At 64.5% G+C, this 15,941-nt stretch carries 14 protein-coding genes; 3 read left to right on the top strand and 11 right to left on the bottom strand.

Going from position 1 to position 15,941, the window contains the following annotated elements; all coding sequences use genetic code 11:
- Positions 1-15: 15 nt before the first annotated feature.
- From HU752_RS15760 to HU752_RS15725, 8 genes are all read right to left on the bottom strand, one after another.
- Positions 16-1,095, bottom strand: coding sequence for a lipocalin-like domain-containing protein (locus HU752_RS15760; protein WP_186676726.1), 1,080 nt, complete (start codon positions 1,093-1,095; stop codon positions 16-18).
- The gene (locus tag HU752_RS15755; protein ID WP_186676729.1) at positions 1,085-3,574 is read right to left on the bottom strand and encodes an FtsX-like permease family protein; all 2,490 of its coding nucleotides are present in this window, start codon (positions 3,572-3,574) and stop codon (positions 1,085-1,087) included. Before HU752_RS15755 ends, HU752_RS15760 begins: the two co-directional genes overlap by 11 nt.
- Entirely contained in the window at positions 3,571-4,230 is a 660-nt protein-coding gene (locus tag HU752_RS15750) for an ABC transporter ATP-binding protein (protein WP_186676731.1), read from the bottom strand. The genes HU752_RS15755 and HU752_RS15750 overlap by 4 nt, the downstream gene beginning before the upstream one ends.
- Positions 4,231-4,330: 100 nt before the next feature.
- Complete coding sequence (locus HU752_RS15745) at positions 4,331-4,747, bottom strand: SRPBCC family protein (protein ID WP_186676733.1); 417 nt, start codon at positions 4,745-4,747, stop codon at positions 4,331-4,333.
- A 22-nt stretch (positions 4,748-4,769) separates the two neighbouring features.
- Positions 4,770-5,567, bottom strand: coding sequence for an SDR family NAD(P)-dependent oxidoreductase (locus HU752_RS15740; protein WP_186676735.1), 798 nt, complete (start codon positions 5,565-5,567; stop codon positions 4,770-4,772).
- A 125-nt stretch (positions 5,568-5,692) separates the two neighbouring features.
- Complete coding sequence (gene phnN / locus HU752_RS15735) at positions 5,693-6,244, bottom strand: phosphonate metabolism protein/1,5-bisphosphokinase (PRPP-forming) PhnN (RefSeq protein ID WP_186676737.1); 552 nt, start codon at positions 6,242-6,244, stop codon at positions 5,693-5,695.
- 98 nt (positions 6,245-6,342) lie between these two features.
- Complete coding sequence (locus HU752_RS15730) at positions 6,343-7,530, bottom strand: MFS transporter (protein WP_186676738.1); 1,188 nt, start codon at positions 7,528-7,530, stop codon at positions 6,343-6,345.
- A 74-nt stretch (positions 7,531-7,604) separates the two neighbouring features.
- A complete protein-coding gene (locus tag HU752_RS15725; RefSeq protein ID WP_186676739.1) occupies positions 7,605-8,918 on the bottom strand; it encodes an MFS transporter in 1,314 nt (437 codons plus the stop codon).
- Between the two features lie 244 nt (positions 8,919-9,162).
- Between HU752_RS15725 and HU752_RS15720 the strand changes: the two genes are divergently transcribed.
- The 3 genes from HU752_RS15720 to HU752_RS15710 all read left to right on the top strand — a co-directional run bounded on the left by HU752_RS15720 (position 9,163) and on the right by HU752_RS15710 (position 12,510).
- Positions 9,163-10,041, top strand: coding sequence for a LysR family transcriptional regulator (locus HU752_RS15720; protein WP_186676741.1), 879 nt, complete (start codon positions 9,163-9,165; stop codon positions 10,039-10,041).
- Positions 10,042-10,265: 224 nt separating this feature from the next.
- A complete protein-coding gene (locus tag HU752_RS15715; protein ID WP_186676742.1) occupies positions 10,266-11,564 on the top strand; it encodes an MFS transporter in 1,299 nt (432 codons plus the stop codon).
- Positions 11,565-11,739: 175 nt separating this feature from the next.
- Entirely contained in the window at positions 11,740-12,510 is a 771-nt protein-coding gene (locus HU752_RS15710; protein WP_186676743.1) for a substrate-binding domain-containing protein, read from the top strand.
- On the opposite strand, the gene HU752_RS15705 is transcribed toward HU752_RS15710, so the two are convergent.
- The 3 genes from HU752_RS15705 to HU752_RS15695 all read right to left on the bottom strand — a co-directional run bounded on the left by HU752_RS15705 (position 12,500) and on the right by HU752_RS15695 (position 15,927).
- Entirely contained in the window at positions 12,500-13,405 is a 906-nt protein-coding gene (locus tag HU752_RS15705) for a LysR family transcriptional regulator (RefSeq protein ID WP_186676744.1), read from the bottom strand. The genes HU752_RS15710 and HU752_RS15705 overlap by 11 nt on opposite strands.
- 108 nt (positions 13,406-13,513) lie before the next feature.
- The gene (locus HU752_RS15700) at positions 13,514-14,020 is read right to left on the bottom strand and encodes a GNAT family N-acetyltransferase (protein ID WP_186676746.1); all 507 of its coding nucleotides are present in this window, start codon (positions 14,018-14,020) and stop codon (positions 13,514-13,516) included.
- Entirely contained in the window at positions 14,017-15,927 is a 1,911-nt protein-coding gene (locus HU752_RS15695) for a M48 family metallopeptidase (RefSeq protein WP_186676748.1), read from the bottom strand. The genes HU752_RS15700 and HU752_RS15695 overlap by 4 nt, the downstream gene beginning before the upstream one ends.
- Positions 15,928-15,941: the final 14 nt, after the last annotated feature.

The following is a 15,941-nucleotide window of genomic DNA, read 5'->3' as shown; positions in this document are numbered from 1 at the left end:
CGTTCGACATGGACTTCAGTATCCCGTCATCTCCAGGTAGCCCACCCCCTGCTGGCTCCCGTGCAAGCTGATCGGCCCTTCCCAATAGGAAAACGTGGTGCCCATCCAGGCATCGTCCCGCAACGGTTTCGTCTCGATACGCAGCTGCCGGCTCGGAATCTCCAATTGCCATTGCACCGGCAACTGGCGTCCGGCGACACGGGCCCGCCGTCCCGGTGTCAGCACGATATCGTCGCCCCTGAGCACTTGCGCCTGGCCGTCAGCACCGATCCAGGTCCCGGCCCGGTAGGCCTCGCCTCCCTGCTGGCGGACCTGAAACAGCATCACCTTCGAACCATCGGCCAAGTGCAGGGAAAACCAGTCCCAGCCGGACTGTTCTGCGGCCAGCGGCTGGCTGCTCCACTCGCGGTCGAGCCACGCCTGGCCGCTGACCTGAACCTCGCGACCATCGACCTGCAGGCTGCCGTTCACCTGGAAATATGGCTGGCTGTAATACCACGAAGCCTGCCCCTTGCCGGACTTCAGGCTATAGCCATGATCGCCCTGCAACACCAACGGGCGCTCGCTGCTCAGGTTCAAGCGATAGGCGAAATCGCTGCCATGGGCCGTCAGCAGCATCTGCCCCAGTCCCTGGTTGGCCGGTGACAGGCTGCGCAGTTGCCAGTCGTCGATCCAGGCATGCAGTGGCTCGGCCTCGACGCCCGCCGTACCGACACCGGCCCGGGACAGCGCCTGGGCATAGTGATGGCCCTGCTCGCTGGTCAGCGCCGCATGCCCCATCCACAAGGTTGGCTCGCTCCAGCCCTTGAGGTCTCCGGGCACCCTGAGGGCGCTGCGAAAGAGCGTCCACTGCACGCCATAGGCGTGGCCTTCGGCATCCTTGAGGTTGGCGGTGATGTACCACCACTCGATGCGATAATCACGATGGGCGCCGTGGTCACGAGGAAATTCCAGGGTCTGCCCCGGCACGACCTGGGCGAAATCGGCGGCGCTTGCCCCCAGTCCGGCGAAACCTTCCGACTCTGCCGGCGGCGCCTGATCGCAACCCGCCAGCAGCAAGCCGAACAGCACGGCAAACAGGCCCCTAGCGTTCATTGGCAAACGTCCTCAACAAGGCCACCGGGCTGACCCGCAACAGCTTCCATAACGGCCAGGCCGCCGCAACCAGGGTCACCAGCAGCGCCATCAGCGACAGGTGCAGCAACTGCCAGGGGAAGACCAGCATTGGCAGGCGCCAGCCGAAAGCCTGCACGTTCACCACCGCCACCAGGCACCAGGCCAGCGCCAGTCCCAGGGGAATCGCCAGCAACAGCGTGAGCGAACCCAGCAGCAAGGTCTGCCCGAGGCTCAACAGCAGCAAATGGCGGCGACCGACACCCAGTGCCCACAAAGGTGCCAGTTGTGCCAGGCGGCTTTCGCTCAGGCTCAGCAGGCTGATGAACAGTGCCACGCCGGCCACGCCGAGGGTCAGGCTGTTGAGGGCCGTGGTGGCGGCGAACGTGCGTTCGAAGACCTTGGCGGCGGTGTCCTTGAGCTCGCTCTGGTCGATCAGGTGCGCCTCGTCGAAATGAAAGGTCTGCTGCAGCGCCTGCTTGAGCGGTGCAACCGCCTCGGGAGCGACCAGCAGGTTGTAGCGGGTTGGCCGCAACTCCGGCCAATGGGCCTGCAGTGCACGTCCCTCCAGCAGCAGGTGCCCCTTGGGATTGCCGTAGTCGGCATACACACCCAGCACCGGCACGGACCAGTCGCCTACCGGAGTGGGCAAGACCAGTTGCTGGCCGAGCTCGAGCTTCAGGTGGCGCGCCAGTTGTTCACTGACCATCACCCCCTCGCCCGCCCCCCATTGCTCCCAGGCGTCCTTCGCAGACTCCAGCAAGGGCCAATGCTGGCGATAGGTCAATACATCCGGTATGCCACGCACCTGGGTCGGCCAGCCCTGCAGGCTGATCTCGGCATCCCAGCCCGGCATCACCAGCTGGACATCGCCGCGGGCGGCCAGCCATTGCTCCAGCGGCGAGTCCTGCCCGGCGTCCTGGGTGGTGATGTACAGTTGGGCAAACAGGCGTTGGTCCAGCCAGTTGGTGAAGGTCTGGCGAAAGCCCGAAGTCATGCTGCCCACGCCAATGTTCGCGGCCAGGGCCAGGAGCAAGGCCATCAGCGCCAGGCTCAGGGCCGGCAACTGCTGGCGGCTGTCGGCGATGAACCATTGGCTCAAGGGTCGCCGGCAAGCCGGCAGCAGGCCGCTCAACAGCACGTTCAGGCAGACCGGCAGCAGCAGTGCCGCGGCAATCAGCAACGCAGCCATCAAGGCAAAACCACTGGCCAGGCTGTTACCCCAGGCGATGCAGGCCGGCACCACCAACGCCAGCGCGACCGCCAGCCAGAACTGTTGGCGCAGGCGCCGTGCCTGCGCCGTCCGCCAGGCCTCGGCCTGGGCCAACGCCAGCAACGGCAGGCGTGCCGCCCGCCAGACACTGCCGGCACCAGCCAGCAAGGCGCCACCCACGGACAGCCCCAACCCCGCCAGCCAATCGCCAGCCGGCAGATTCAGGCTACCCGCCACTTCAGCACCATAAAGCCCACGCAGGCTGGCCGCCACGTCCGGCAACAGCAGGCTCGCCAGTCCGTAACCGCTGACGACGCCCAGCACTCCGCCTACCAGGGCAAAGCCCAGCAGTTCGACCGTCAGCGCGCTCAGCAGGCAACGGGCGCTGACACCACAGGAGCGCAGCGTCCGCAGCAGGCCTCTACGCTGCTCCAGGGCCAGGCCGATCGCCCCGTGGACGATGAACAAACCGACGATAAAAGCCAGGAAGCCCAAGGCGCTGAGATTGAGATGAAAGCTCTCGGTCAGATGCGCCAGGTCGCTTTCGTCACCGGGAGCCTGCAGGCGCAGGCGATTGACCAGATCGGCGGGCAACGGCGGATCGGTGCGGGCGAAATCCGTCGCCAACAGCAGTTGTGACAGCTGTCCCGGTGCATTGAGCACCTCTTGGGCAGCCCCCACGTCCATCAGCAACAGGCCGGGCGGCAGTTGTGGGCGCAAGGCCAGCGGCGGCAGCAACTGCCCATCCGGGCCATGGGGTCGGTCGCCGACCTTCAGGCCGAGCCGCTGCAAGGTATCGGCCGCCACCCAGGTCTGCCCCGGCACACCAATGAACGCCAGCAACTGTTGGCTGTCCACGGATTGCCCGGCCAACGTACTGCCCCGCGGCAGGCTGACCGGATCGACCCCCAGCACCTGCAGGCGCTGGGGATGCCCAGGCTGGCGTGGATCATCCAGTTCCAGGCGCCCCTGCAGCAACGGTGAAACCGGCCACCCCGCCAGGCGCAGCTGGACAAACAGTTGCTGCTCGAAATGCCCGCCGTCACGACTGACCAGCCGGTAAGGCGCCGCACCGCCGATCAGTTGGCTGGCCCGCGCGTAACTGTCCCGGGCCTGGCTGTTGAGCGCCTGCACGCCGATCAGCAAGGCGGTGGCCAACCACAGTCCGGCCAGGACGCTGGCCAGTTGGACGCGATGACGCCACCAATGACTGAGCAGGGCCAGCAAGGCCCAGTAGAAGGTCCTCATGACTCGCTCAGCCGGCCATTGTGCAAACGCACTCGACGTTGCAGGCGGCTGGCCATGCGCTCACTGTGGGTGACCATCAACAGGCTGGTGGCATTGTCGGCAAGCAGCTCCAGCAGCACATCCAGCACGTCGTCACTGGTGCTTTCATCCAGGCTGCCGGTGGGCTCGTCGGCCAGGATCAGCGGCGGCCGGGCCGCCAGTGCGCGACCGAGGGCAACCCGCTGCTGCTGGCCACCGGAGAGTTGTTCGGGATAACGGGACAGGGTCTGCCCGAGCCCCAGGCGCTCGACCAACTGGCGCTCCCAATGCCGGTCATGACGCCCGGCCAGGCGAGCCTGGAATGCGAGGTTGTCGGCCACGGTCAGGCTCGGAATCAGGTTGAACTGCTGGAAGATCAGGCCGATTTCCTGGCGCCGCCAATTGGCCAGTTGCCCTTCATTCAGTTGGCAGAGGTCACGCCCGGCGACCTCGATCGAGCCACTGTCGGCGCTGTCCAGGCCGGCCACCAGGTGCAGCAGGGTACTCTTGCCACTGCCCGACTCGCCCATCAGGGCCAGGCTCGCGCCCTGCTCCAACTGCAGATCCACGCCCTGCAACACCGCCAGCCGTCCCTGGGCGGTGGCATAGCCCTTGCTCAACCCGCGAATACGCAACATCGATAACCTCTTCCCGAGACAAAACCCGACCTGCGCATGGCCGGCCAGGCTTTACGATGTCAGCCGTTATAGGGCATCACGCGTTCTTTTGCACGCGCGTTCAACCCGGGAAGTGGGTTTTCAACGCCTCCAGGCCCGCGCTGTAGATGCCGTGGAACAGCGCAACAGCCTCCTCATCGCCCACCCCGACCGGGCTGAAGATCCCGGCCCATTCGACGATGGCACTCTGAGGGGTGCTCCCTTCACGCACCTGCAACGTGGCCAGGTAGTCAGTGACGGGAAAGGCCGCCTGCAGGATCGAGTAGCTGTAACGCCGTGCCCGATTATCGAAGGCCTCCAGGCGCTCGACCACCACACTGCCATCGGCGGTCTGCAAGGTGCGGACCCGCCCGCCCTCACTCAGGCGGGTGCTGGGAATGAACGCCAGCCAGTCGGACAGCGAGCCAAAGCCCCCCATGAGTTGCCAGACCTGGTCGGGGCTGGCAGGAATTTCAATCGTGACGGATGTAGCGGCCATGCCGGGATGCTCCTCAAAAGGCTCAGATAGCCAGGCTGTCGACGACACCGCCGTCGACCCGCAAGGCCGCGCCAGTGGTGGCAGAAGACAGCGGCGAAGCGAGGTAGACGGCCAGGTTGGCCACCTCCCGGACATCCGCTGCGCGCTGGATGATCGAGGTCGGCCGGGCGACCTTGACGAAGGCGTCGGCCTCTTCCCGGGCACTGCGGCCCGATGCCGCGATCGCATCCTTGAGCATGCCCTCGAGACCATCGGTGAAGGTCGGCCCGGGAAGGATCGAGTTGACCGTCACCCCGGTCCCCGCCAGGCGCTTGGCCAAGCCGTGGGACACGGCGAGGTTGGCGCTCTTGGTGACCCCGTAGTTGATCATGTCGGCCGGCGTGGCAATCCCCGACTCGGACGAGACGAACAGCACGCGCCCCCAACCACGCTCGACCATCTGTGGTGTGTAGTGCCGCGCCAGGCGCACACCGGAAATCACATTGACCTCATAGAAGCGCGCCCACTCTTCGTCCGGCGTGTCGAAGAAATCGACGTCGTTGTAGATGCCCAGGTTGTTGACCAGGATGTCTGCGTGCGGCTCGGCCTTGAACAGCGTCTCTGCGCCAGCTGCCGTACCCAGGTCGGCCACAAGGCCACGAACGTTAGCCGCGGGATGCGTTGCGAGCACACTGGCGATGGCTTCGTCGACCTTGCCCTGCTGGCGACCGATGATCACGACGCGGGCACCGGCGCCGGCCAGGCCCTGGGCAATGCCCAGGCCAATACCGGCGGTGGAACCACTGACGATGGCAACCTTGCCGGAGAGATTGATGTGCATGGAGACCTCGATGAAGTGAATGTGCGTGAGTGGCTGCTCGGGATATGGCGTAACCCCGCCCAACAAGCGGCGGAACTACAGCCCCCGTTCAACTCTAGACAACACTTGCAAGGACGTCGGCGTATTCACGCCCTGTCGATCAAGGCGAACAACTGGGTCACGGTCTGGCGGATCGGCCCGGAGTTGTCCAGCAACACCAGCGACGGGTCTTCTCCGGCATCGAGGGTGAATGCCGCGTTGCGCGCCAGTCGTGCCTCGATCTCCGGCAGCGACTCACGGCGACGCTCCAGCAGTCGCTCGCGCAACACCGCCTGGTCCACCGTCAACAACACCGCCAGCAGGTCGGGATAACGCTTGCGGGCCTCGGGCAGGTAGCCCCGCGAGCCGTTGACCAGCACGTCCTGGCCATCAGCCAGCCACTGATCGATTTCACTGGGGATGCCATAGCTCAGGCCATTGGCCTCCCAGCTCATGGCAAAAGCCCCCTGCTCGCGCATCGCCGCGAACTGCCCGACACTGACACCATGGGCCGCCTCGCCGGTCGCCTCGGCGGAACGGGTGATGACCCGCCGCACGATACGGCCACCACGCTGTAACAGGGAGTCACGGGCGGCCTCGAGCAGACTGTCCTTGCCGGAACCCGAAGGCCCGATGAGATAGATCAACCTGCCCGCCATCAGCCCACCCTCTGTACTTGTCGACACGCCTGAAATCGGCGGATCGGATCCATAATCGGCGCACAGAATATCCAATCGCCGGTGTTTTTCCAGTGATGTCAGGTTGCCTGCAAGCGCTCATGCCATCGCCAACAGGCGGCCACGCCGATCAGCAGGCTGGCCACGCTCAACACCAGTACCACGCCGCGAGCGCCCAAAGGGGCCGCCAGGCCTCCAACCAGCAAGCCGGCCAGAGGCTGCGACAGGTTGTTCAGCAAGGTGATCACGCCCACGGTCTTGCCGAAATCCTGCGCGGGAATGACCCGCTGGCGGATGCTGCGCATGTACACGTTGAACATCTTGTCGAAGCCGATCACCAGCAGGAAACCCAGCACATAGCCCGCGATGGAGCCACTCAGGCCACTGATGAAGCCGCCCAGCACGATCAACGAATAGGAGAGTCCGCCCAGCAGCCGCAGCGACAGGTGGACCCGCGCCAGCAGGAACAGGATGGCGATGGTCACCCCCGCGCCCACCGCCTGCAGTCCGGCATAGTAGTCCTTGCCCTGCTCGTGGACACCGACCACCAGCGCGGCCGAAGTCGCCAGGGTCACGCCAACGATCAGGTTGACACCGACTGCCAGGCAGATGATTTTTTGCAACTCGGCCAGGCTCCGGATGTGCCCGAGCGCCACGCGCAGGGGTTTCAGCCAGAGCCCTGGCTGCTGCTCGAAAGTGGGCAGTGTGACGGTGCTGCTGCGCTGCCAGCCCCACATCGCCAGGTCGGCCAGCAGGAACAGGCCGGCGACGGCCAATACCACCCAGGACCAGCTCATGGTCCCAAGCATCAGGGCCGCCAGCAATGGGCCGAGCACCAGGCCACTCTGGTCGGCGATCTGCGAGTAGGACAGCGTCCTGGTGTAGCTGTAACGCGCGAAGACATGTGGCAGCAGCACCTCGCGGGCCATGATGCCCTGGGTCGTCAGCACCCCGCACAACGCCGACAGCACCACCAGCCAATAGATGCCGCCGAACAGGCCATGGCCGACAACCGCCAGGATACAGGTGATGGCCCGGCAGGCCTGGCTCAGGTGCAGGATACGCACCGGCGAAAAGCGGTCGCACAACGCGCCGCAGACCGGGAAGGCGAGAAAGCGCGGCAAGGCTTCGGCAAAGAACGCCAGCCCGGCCCAGGAGGCGCTGTTGGTGCTCTGGAACACCAACAGCGGAACGATGAACAACAGGATCTGGTCGGCCAGCCTGGAAAGAAACAGCGACGCAAAAAATGCCAGGTAATCCCTGCCCATCCCATTCCTCATCCAGGTCCCTGTGGGCGCTGGCTTGCCAGCGAACCGCCGTCGGCGGCCATCCCCGCTACCTCTTACACGCCGCTACGCGCCACCAACCGCGAAAAACTCGCCAGGCAAGCCGCCGCCGCGAACCCCGCACCGATATACAGTGCCAGAATCGGCCCCTCATGGCTCGATATACCGAAACTCAGCGCCACCAGCGCAGCCCCCGTCGACTGGCCGATCAGCCGCGCCGTGGCGATCGTACCGCTGGCCCCGCTGCTGCGCTCACGTGGTGCACTGGTCATCAGCGCCTTCTGGTTCGGTGACTGGAAGAAGCCGAAACCCAGGCCGCAGATCACCATGCGGACGCCGATCTCCAGTGCACTCGGGTCACTGGGCAGCATCGCCAGGGACAACATGCCCAAAGACAGCACACCCAGCCCGATGCCCCCGAGCAAACCCGGCGGATAGCGGTCCGACAGGCGTCCGGCAAACGGCGCGATCAATGCCACCACCACCGACCAGGGTGTCATCAGGTAGCCGGTCTGCACGGGGTCGCGCCCCAGTACCGTTTCGAAAAAAAACGGTAGCGAGACGAACGCCAGGCCCTGGGTGGCAAACGAGCAGATCGCGGTCACGGCCGACAAGGCGAACATCGGCCGCTTGAGCAGGTCGAGCGGGAACAACGGCGCCGGATGCCCGGCTTCGCGGCGAATCATCAGGAAACCGGCACCGACACAGACCAGCAAAGCCAGGCCGATCACCGGTGCGCCAGCCAGTTGCGCGCCTTCGCCCAGCGCATAGATCAGCGAACCGAAGGTGACCATGCTCAGCACAGCGGTCCCCCAGGCGAAACGCTGGCCGTTGGGCGGGGTATGCGGCAGCGAAGGGATCGCCATCGCCAGCGCAATCAGGCCGATGGGGAGGTTGACGCCAAACAGCCAGGGCCAGTTGGCCACCGACAGGATCAGCGACGCCACCGTCGGCCCGGCGGCGAACGACATGCCCACCACCAGCGCATTGAGGCCCATGCCCTTGCCGAGTTTTTCCGGCGGGAACAGGCTGAAGATCAGCGCCGCGTTGACACTCATGATCGCGCTGCCGCCTACGCCCTGCAGCACCCGGGCGAGGGTCAACTGGGTCAGGGTGGTCGACATCGCGCAGAGTGCCGAAGCTATCGTGAACAGCACCAGTCCGAACAGGTAGACCTTGCGGTGCCCGATCACACCACCGAACGAGGCGAACGCCAGAATGGTCGCCGCTGCCGCCAGTTGGTAGGCATTGATGATCCACACCGAGGCCGCCGGCGTGGTGTGCAGGCTGTTGGCGATCGCCGGCAGCGCCGTATTGGCAATGGCGGTATCCAGCGATGCCAGGGCGATAGAGATCAGAATCGCCAACATGCCACTGGCCTGACGCGACAGGCGCAGCCCGAAAACTCCCGATGAACCGCTGATCACACACCCCCGAAACCCGCTGTACCCAACGGATCATAGCCTTGCGGGCAAGCCCGATGACGACGTCTTGCTGAACCCTTGCTGTACGACTTCACGCAAGTGCCCAACCGCTGTTGCCGCCCATGGTGATCCCATAACCCTGCTTGATAAACTAGCGCTTTCTTGGATCACTCCCAATCAAAGGTTGGCAATGGACGTCCTGGCTAGCATGAAGGTCTTCGTCAAGGTGGTGGAGCACGGCAGCTTCAGTGCGGCTGCGCAGTCCATCGGTATTTCCTCGACCATGGTCGGCAACCACGTCCAGGGCCTGGAACGGCACCTGGGCACCCGTCTGCTGCACCGCACCACCCGCCGCCAGAGCCTGACCGAGATCGGCCAGGGCTACTACAGCCAGTGCGTGTCCATTCTCAACCAGATCGAGCAGGCTGAGCTGATCGCCCGCGAACAGCGTGCCCACCCCCGCGGCAAACTGCGGGTCAGCGCCTCGGCGACCCTGGCCTCGGATCGATTGATGCCGGCCATTGCCGCCTATCTCAAGCAATACCCGGAGGTCGAGATCGAGCTGCAGTTCAACGACCGCGTGGTGGACCTGGTGGAAGAAGGTTTCGACGTGGTGTTCCGCTACGGCGAATTGCCCAACAGCGGTCTGGTCGCACGCCTGCTGAACAAGAACCGGCGCATTGCCTGTGCCTCACCGGCCTACCTGGAAACTCACGGGGTGCCGCAGACCCCGGCGGACCTGCAACATCACAACTGCCTGGTGTTCCTGCGGGCCACGGCACAGCGTGACTGGCTGTTTCGTGGTGTCAGCCACGAGAGCGTGCGGGTGAACGGACAACTGTCGGCCAATAACGGCACTGCCCTGATGAATGCCGCGCTGGAAGGCCTCGGCATCGTCCTGCTGCCGCAGACCCTGATGCAGGAAGCGCTGAAGGACGGGCGCCTGGTGCATGTGCTGCCCGATCACGAGACGCTGGACCGGCCGTTGCACCTGGTCTACCTGCCGGACAAGCACATGACGCCGAAGTTGAGCAGTTTTATCGAGTTCATGCTGGGGAGGTTTGCCTGATGGCGGCTCGCTCATCGGGAGGACTACTCACCAGGGGGGCACGAAGGTGCCATGTCCTGGCGGCTCCATAGGTAGGAAGTGAGGGGCATGTAACCCATTTGATCCACAAGACGCATCAATCCATTCTAAAAATGCACTTATCAAATCTATAAGGCTGCTCCAGTATCGCCTCCAATAAAAATCTGCACCGCGATGCAGGCCATAAAAATGCTGGAGACCTAACGATGCACGCCACACCCCCCACCGCCAGTTCTGCCCGTGCCAAGGCGGGCGCGGTCTTTCGTGTCACTTCGGGCAACTTCCTCGAGCAGTTCGACTTCTTCCTGTTCGGCTTCTACGCCACCTATATCGCTGCCGCCTTCTTCCCCGCCAGCAGTGAGTTCGCCTCGCTGATGATGACCTTTGCGGTCTTCGGCGCCGGCTTCCTCATGCGTCCGCTGGGCGCGGTGATCCTCGGGGCCTATATCGACGAGGTCGGCCGGCGCAAGGGCCTGATCGTCACGCTGTCGATCATGGCCAGCGGCACGATCCTGATCGTGCTGGTACCCGGCTATGAAAGCATCGGCCTGCTCGCGCCGGCCCTGGTCCTGCTCGGGCGCCTGTTGCAGGGCTTCTCGGCCGGTGCGGAGCTGGGCGGGGTCTCGGTCTATCTGGCGGAAATCGCCACCCCGGGCCGCAAGGGCTTCTTCGTCGCCTGGCAATCCTGCAGCCAGCAGGTCGCCGTGGTGGTCGCCGCCGCCCTGGGTTACGGCCTGAACCAGTGGATGGCCACCAGCACCGTGGCCGACTGGGGCTGGCGCATTCCGTTCATGATCGGCTGCCTGATCGTGCCGTTCATCTTCTTCCTGCGCCGCAATCTGGCGGAAACCGAAGAGTTCGCCCAGCGCAAGCGCCGCCCCGGCCTGCGTGAAGTGCTCAACACCCTGGCACAGAACTGGGTCACCGTGGTCGCCGGGATGCTGATGGTCGCCCTGACCACCACCGCGTTCTACCTGATCACCGTCTACGCCCCGACTTTCGGCAAGACCGTGCTGCACCTGAGCACCGCCGACAGCCTGCTGGTGACCCTGCTGATCGGTGTCTCGAACTTCTGCTGGCTGCCCCTGGGTGGCGCCCTCTCCGACCGTATCGGCCGGCGTCCGGTGCTGCTGGCCATGGCCGGCCTGACCCTGGCCACGGCCTATCCGGCGCTGTCGCTGCTGGTCAAGGCACCGAGTTTCAACAGCATGCTGCTGGTGCTGCTGTGGCTGTCGTTCCTCTACGGGATGTACAACGGCGCAATGGTCGCCGCGCTGACCGAAATCATGCCGGCAGAGGTCCGCGTGGCCGGTTTCTCGTTGGCCTACAGCCTGGCGACCGCAGTGTTCGGCGGCTTCACCCCGGCGATTTCCACCGCACTGATCGAATACACCGGTGACAAGGCCGCGCCCGGTTACTGGATGAGCTTCGCCGCCATCTGTGCGCTGTGTGCGACGCTGTTCCTTTACCGCAAGGCGAACCTGCAGCTCAAGCCCGCCATGTAATGGCGTGTCCCCCGACCCCGTGGGAGCCGGCTTGCTGGCGATAGCCATCTCAAGAGCCATAGAGATTTTGCTGGATGGCCGCCGTTGGCGGATCGCCAGCAAGCCGGCTCCCACAAAATCAAGGCGGCAGTCCGCCCCCCATTCGAACACCACCCATTCGAACAAGAGAAACCCGATGAAAGCACTGTTCCTGAAACTCGCCCTGATTGGCAGCCTGGCCCTGGGCAGCGTCGCCCAGGCCGAGGAAATCCGCGTGATGACCTCGGGCGGCTTCACCGCCGCCTACAAGATCCTCGGTCCGAAATTCGCCGCCGAAACCGGCAACACCCTCGACACCGCTCTCGGCCCGTCCATGGGCAAGGCCCCGGAGGCCATTCCCAATCGACTGGCGCGTGGCGAGAAGGCGGATGTGGTGATCATGGTCGGCTACGCTCTCGATGAGTTGATCAAGCAAGGCAAGGTACTGCCCGCCTCCCGGGTCGAACTGGCCGACTCGCGGATCGGCCTAGTGGTGCGCGAAGGTAGTGCCAAGCCGGCGATCGGTACCGAGCAGGAACTCAAGGACACCCTGCTCAAGGCCAAGTCCGTGGCCTACTCCGACAGCGCCAGCGGCGTGTACATCCAGGAGCAACTGTTCAAGCGCCTGGGTATCGAGGCCCAGCTCAAGCCCAAGGCGACCATGGTGCCGAAGATTCCCGTGGCCTCGGTGGTGGCAACCGGCGAATACCAGTTGGGCTTCCAGCAGGTCAGTGAGCTGCTGCCGGTACCCGGGGTGACCTATGTCGGCAAGATTCCGGAGTCGGTGCAGTCGGTGACGCGTTTCGCCGCCGGTATCCCGGTAGGTGCGCAGCACCCGGAACAGGCCAAGGCACTGCTCCAGTACCTGGCCGCACCCGCCGCCCAGGAAACGGTCAAGTCCACCGGATTGGACACCGTTACACGCTGACCGGCTGTTTCATCTCCACGATCAGCCGCTCCAGCTCCAGAGCCGCCGGGGTCAACACCCTGCCCCGGCGCTTGAGCAACCCGACCTTGCGCAACACCTCGGGCTCGACCAGCGGCACGCTGGTCAGCAGCGGATGCTCCGGCCCCGGCATCGCCATGGTCGGTACCGCCGCCACGCCCAGCCCCGCCTCCACCAGACCGATCATGGTCGTGACATGCCGGGTCTCGCACACCCCCGGTTTTTCCGGTGTGATGCGGATCAGCGCCTGATCGAGCAGAAAGCGGTTACCGGACGTCTTGTCGAGGCTGATGTAGTCCTGCTGGTACAGCTCCTTCCAGCTCACGCTGGCCCTTTGCGCCAACGGATGATCACGACGGCAGGCCACCACGTAGCGCTCCTCGACCAGCAGTTCGAACTCGATTTCCGGCTGCAGGTTGCCGGTGAAACTCAAGCCGAAATCCGCCTCGCCGCTGAGTACCGCGGCATGCACATCGTTGGCACTGGAATCGAGCACCTTGACCTTGATCTTCGGATACTGCCGGTGATAATGGGCGATCACCTTGGGCATGAAGTAATAGGCCGCTGAAGGCACGCAGGCCACGGTGACATGCCCCAGCCGGGTCGAGGCGACATCGGTGATGCCCAGCAACGCGACATCCAGGTCATCCAGCAGGCGCTCCACCGTGGGTGCAAAGGCGCGGCCGACCTGGGTCAGACTTACGCGCCGGGTGGTGCGCTCGAACAACCGCACACCCAGGGCTTCCTCGAGCTTTTCCACTCGCCGACTCAGGGCAGGCTGGGAAATATTGATGGCCTGGGCGGCCTTACGAAAACTGCCCTGCTCGACCACGGCACGAAAGGCCTGCAGGTCGTTCAAATCGAAATTGATGGCCACGGGAGACTCTCACGGATCACTGATTGATCAGTTTAACGCATGAGTTATCCCGATAGATGCAAAAGGCCCTGCTTCGTCGGGCGAACGCAGGGCCTCGGGAGAGCGGCATCAGTCGCGCAACATGAGCCAGTCACGCTGCCGCTCATCGCCACACTGGAAGTAGGTTTCGCCGACGATGCGAAACCCCTGGCGCTGGTAGAAGCGGATCGCCCTGGAGTTCTCCTCACTGACACTCAGGCGAACCGGTCCCGTCAGGTGCTTGAGCGATTCGTTCATCAGGAAACCGGCAGCCCCCGTACCATGAAATTCGGGCGCCACGTAGCAGCGGGAAAACTCCTGGACGCCATCGGCGAGCTCAATCCCCACCGGCTCCGGATCGAGGGTCAACAGGCTGTAGCCGATCAGTTGGTTGTCCACTTCCAGCGCCAGGACGATCTTGCCCGGCTGCAGCAGCAACTCGCCGAAATGATCAGGCTGCAGGTTGCCTTCGATGTGCCGGGCAATCTCCAGCGCGGGCGTACTCGCCGGACAGGCCATGGCAAAGGTACGGCAGGCGACGTGGCTGAGTTGCACGCAATCGGCAGCACTGGCGTGGCGCACGATGAAAGGCGTCATGAGTGGATCTCCGTGAGTAACGGCGGCATCGGGCAATCCAGGATATCGGCCACCGCCCGCATAAGTTCAGCCTCGGCAGCGGTAACCTGGCCATCATGGCCAATGCAGCGGGCCATGGCCTTGAGCAGTTGCGGCTTCTGCAACGGCAGCAGGCCGGTCAGGCGCTGCAGGGCCGCCTCCAGCGCCTTCAGGTCACCGTCACTCTTGAAGGCCGGCACCACGAACGCCAGTTCGGCACAGCCATAGGCGAAAGCCTGGCCGGCAAGCTTCGGATCGCCCTGCCCGGCCCGGGCCAGGAACGACAGCAGCAGCGACACCTCCTCGGCCAATGCCTCCAGACGGTACTTGCCGGCCACCGAGCGCAAGCCCTCGACATTGCGCTCGACAATGCGCAACAAGGTCCATTCCAGCAGTTCGACACGGTCATCGGCCCGGATCAGCACGGCCATGCCACGCTTCATGGCGGCGAACTCTTCCTTGCCCAGCTGCTTGAGCGCCGGGATCGCCAGATCGATCAGCGCCAGGCGCTGGCCCTGGGGGACCTCACGCAGCGGCGCCCGCAATGCGTCCAGGCGTTCGGCCAGTGCCGGCTGCAGATGCGGGCGCAGCAGGTCTAACTGCTGTTGTTGCAGCACGTCCACGGCATCGAGCAGCAGGCCGTAGACCAGCGCCTGGGCAGCCTCCTTGTCGTGGGCAGCCTGGACCAGGGCGTCGGGCAAGGCCTGCAGCGTTAGCTGGGCCTCCTGCAGGTGCGCCAGGCCAGGATCACCGATCGCCGCGATGGACTGGGCAACCGCCGCGCCGGCAAAGGCTTCCTGCGGCTTGCCCGGACGGGCAGGCTGGCTCGGGGCGGCAACCAGATCCTCGGGATTGCGGCTGGAACGCTTGACCTGGGGAAACTGGCCATCCCAGCCGGGCTCGATCCGGCGAATGCGTTCGGCCAGTGGCGGATGGGTGGCGAACATGCCGTCGAGGGCCGACTTGATCCCGGCGCCGAAATACAGGTGGCTGAACTCGGCAGCATTCGCCGCCCGCAGTTGCGAGCCGGCTGCATGACCACCGATCTTCTTCAGCGCACCACCAATGCTGTCGGGGTTGCGGGTGAACTGCACCGCCGAGGCATCGGCAAGAAACTCGCGCTGGCGGCTGACCGCGGCCTTGATCAGGTTGCCGAAAAACGTGCCGGCATAACCGAGTATCAGCAGGGTCAGGCCAACGGCCAGCTTGAACAGCTCGCCCTTGTTGTCGTTGGACGATGAAGAGCGGCGCGACGAGCCAGTATCGCTGCGCAACACCCAGGAGCCGATCAGGCCAATCAGCAGGATGCCGTGGAGCAAGGCGATCAGGCGCATGTTCAGGCGCATGTCGCCGTTATAGATATGGCTGAACTCATGGGCGATCACACCCTGCAGTTCATCGCGATCAAGCAGGCTCATCGCCCCCTGGGTCACACCGATCACCGCGTCCTTGGGGCTCAGGCCGGCGGCGAAGGCATTGATGCTGTCATCCTCGAGCACATACACCGAGGGCACCGGCGTACCGGAGGCCAGGGCCATTTCCTCGACCACATTGAGCAGGCGTTTTTCATAGAAGTCCTGCGGCGAAAGGTTGATCAGCCGGCCGCCAAGGCTTTCGGCGACCACCTTGCCGCCGGCGTTCAACTGCACGCGCTTGTACAGCGAACCGACCAGCACCACACCGATCACCACCACGGCCACGGTGCCTATCAGTGATGGATTGAGTATCGGCGTGAGGCTGCGGCGGCTTTCAGACTCGCCATAGAAGTGCCAGATCAAAGCCAGGGACAGGCTGGTGAGAGCGATCAGGCTGATGACCGCCAAGGCCATCAGCAGGACCAGGCGCCCGGTATGACGACGGGCGCGGTCCTGGTGTTCAAAGAAATTCATGGGCCGTCCGTGGT

This window comes from Pseudomonas vanderleydeniana (assembly GCF_014268755.2).
GTDB lineage: Bacteria > Pseudomonadota > Gammaproteobacteria > Pseudomonadales > Pseudomonadaceae > Aquipseudomonas > Aquipseudomonas vanderleydeniana.
This window is presented reverse-complemented; position numbering and strand designations above follow the sequence as displayed.

Excerpts from the sequence above, each read along its gene's own strand:
- HU752_RS15720 (WP_186676741.1), top strand. The coding sequence starts at position 9,163 with ATGGACGTCCTGGCTAGCATGAAGGTCTTCGTCAAGGTGGTGGAGCAC.
- HU752_RS15755 (WP_186676729.1), bottom strand. The coding sequence starts at position 3,574 with ATGAGGACCTTCTACTGGGCCTTGCTGGCCCTGCTCAGTCATTGGTGG.
- phnN (WP_186676737.1), bottom strand. The coding sequence starts at position 6,244 with ATGGCGGGCAGGTTGATCTATCTCATCGGGCCTTCGGGTTCCGGCAAG.
- HU752_RS15700 (WP_186676746.1), bottom strand. The coding sequence starts at position 14,020 with ATGACGCCTTTCATCGTGCGCCACGCCAGTGCTGCCGATTGCGTGCAA.
- HU752_RS15740 (WP_186676735.1), bottom strand. The coding sequence starts at position 5,567 with ATGCACATCAATCTCTCCGGCAAGGTTGCCATCGTCAGTGGTTCCACC.
- HU752_RS15750 (WP_186676731.1), bottom strand. The coding sequence starts at position 4,230 with ATGTTGCGTATTCGCGGGTTGAGCAAGGGCTATGCCACCGCCCAGGGA.
- HU752_RS15760 (WP_186676726.1), bottom strand. The coding sequence starts at position 1,095 with ATGAACGCTAGGGGCCTGTTTGCCGTGCTGTTCGGCTTGCTGCTGGCG.
- HU752_RS15715 (WP_186676742.1), top strand. The coding sequence starts at position 10,266 with ATGCACGCCACACCCCCCACCGCCAGTTCTGCCCGTGCCAAGGCGGGC.
- HU752_RS15725 (WP_186676739.1), bottom strand. The coding sequence starts at position 8,918 with ATGTTGGCGATTCTGATCTCTATCGCCCTGGCATCGCTGGATACCGCC.
- HU752_RS15710 (WP_186676743.1), top strand. The coding sequence starts at position 11,740 with ATGAAAGCACTGTTCCTGAAACTCGCCCTGATTGGCAGCCTGGCCCTG.
- HU752_RS15730 (WP_186676738.1), bottom strand. The coding sequence starts at position 7,530 with ATGGGCAGGGATTACCTGGCATTTTTTGCGTCGCTGTTTCTTTCCAGG.
- HU752_RS15745 (WP_186676733.1), bottom strand. The coding sequence starts at position 4,747 with ATGGCCGCTACATCCGTCACGATTGAAATTCCTGCCAGCCCCGACCAG.
- HU752_RS15695 (WP_186676748.1), bottom strand. The coding sequence starts at position 15,927 with ATGAATTTCTTTGAACACCAGGACCGCGCCCGTCGTCATACCGGGCGC.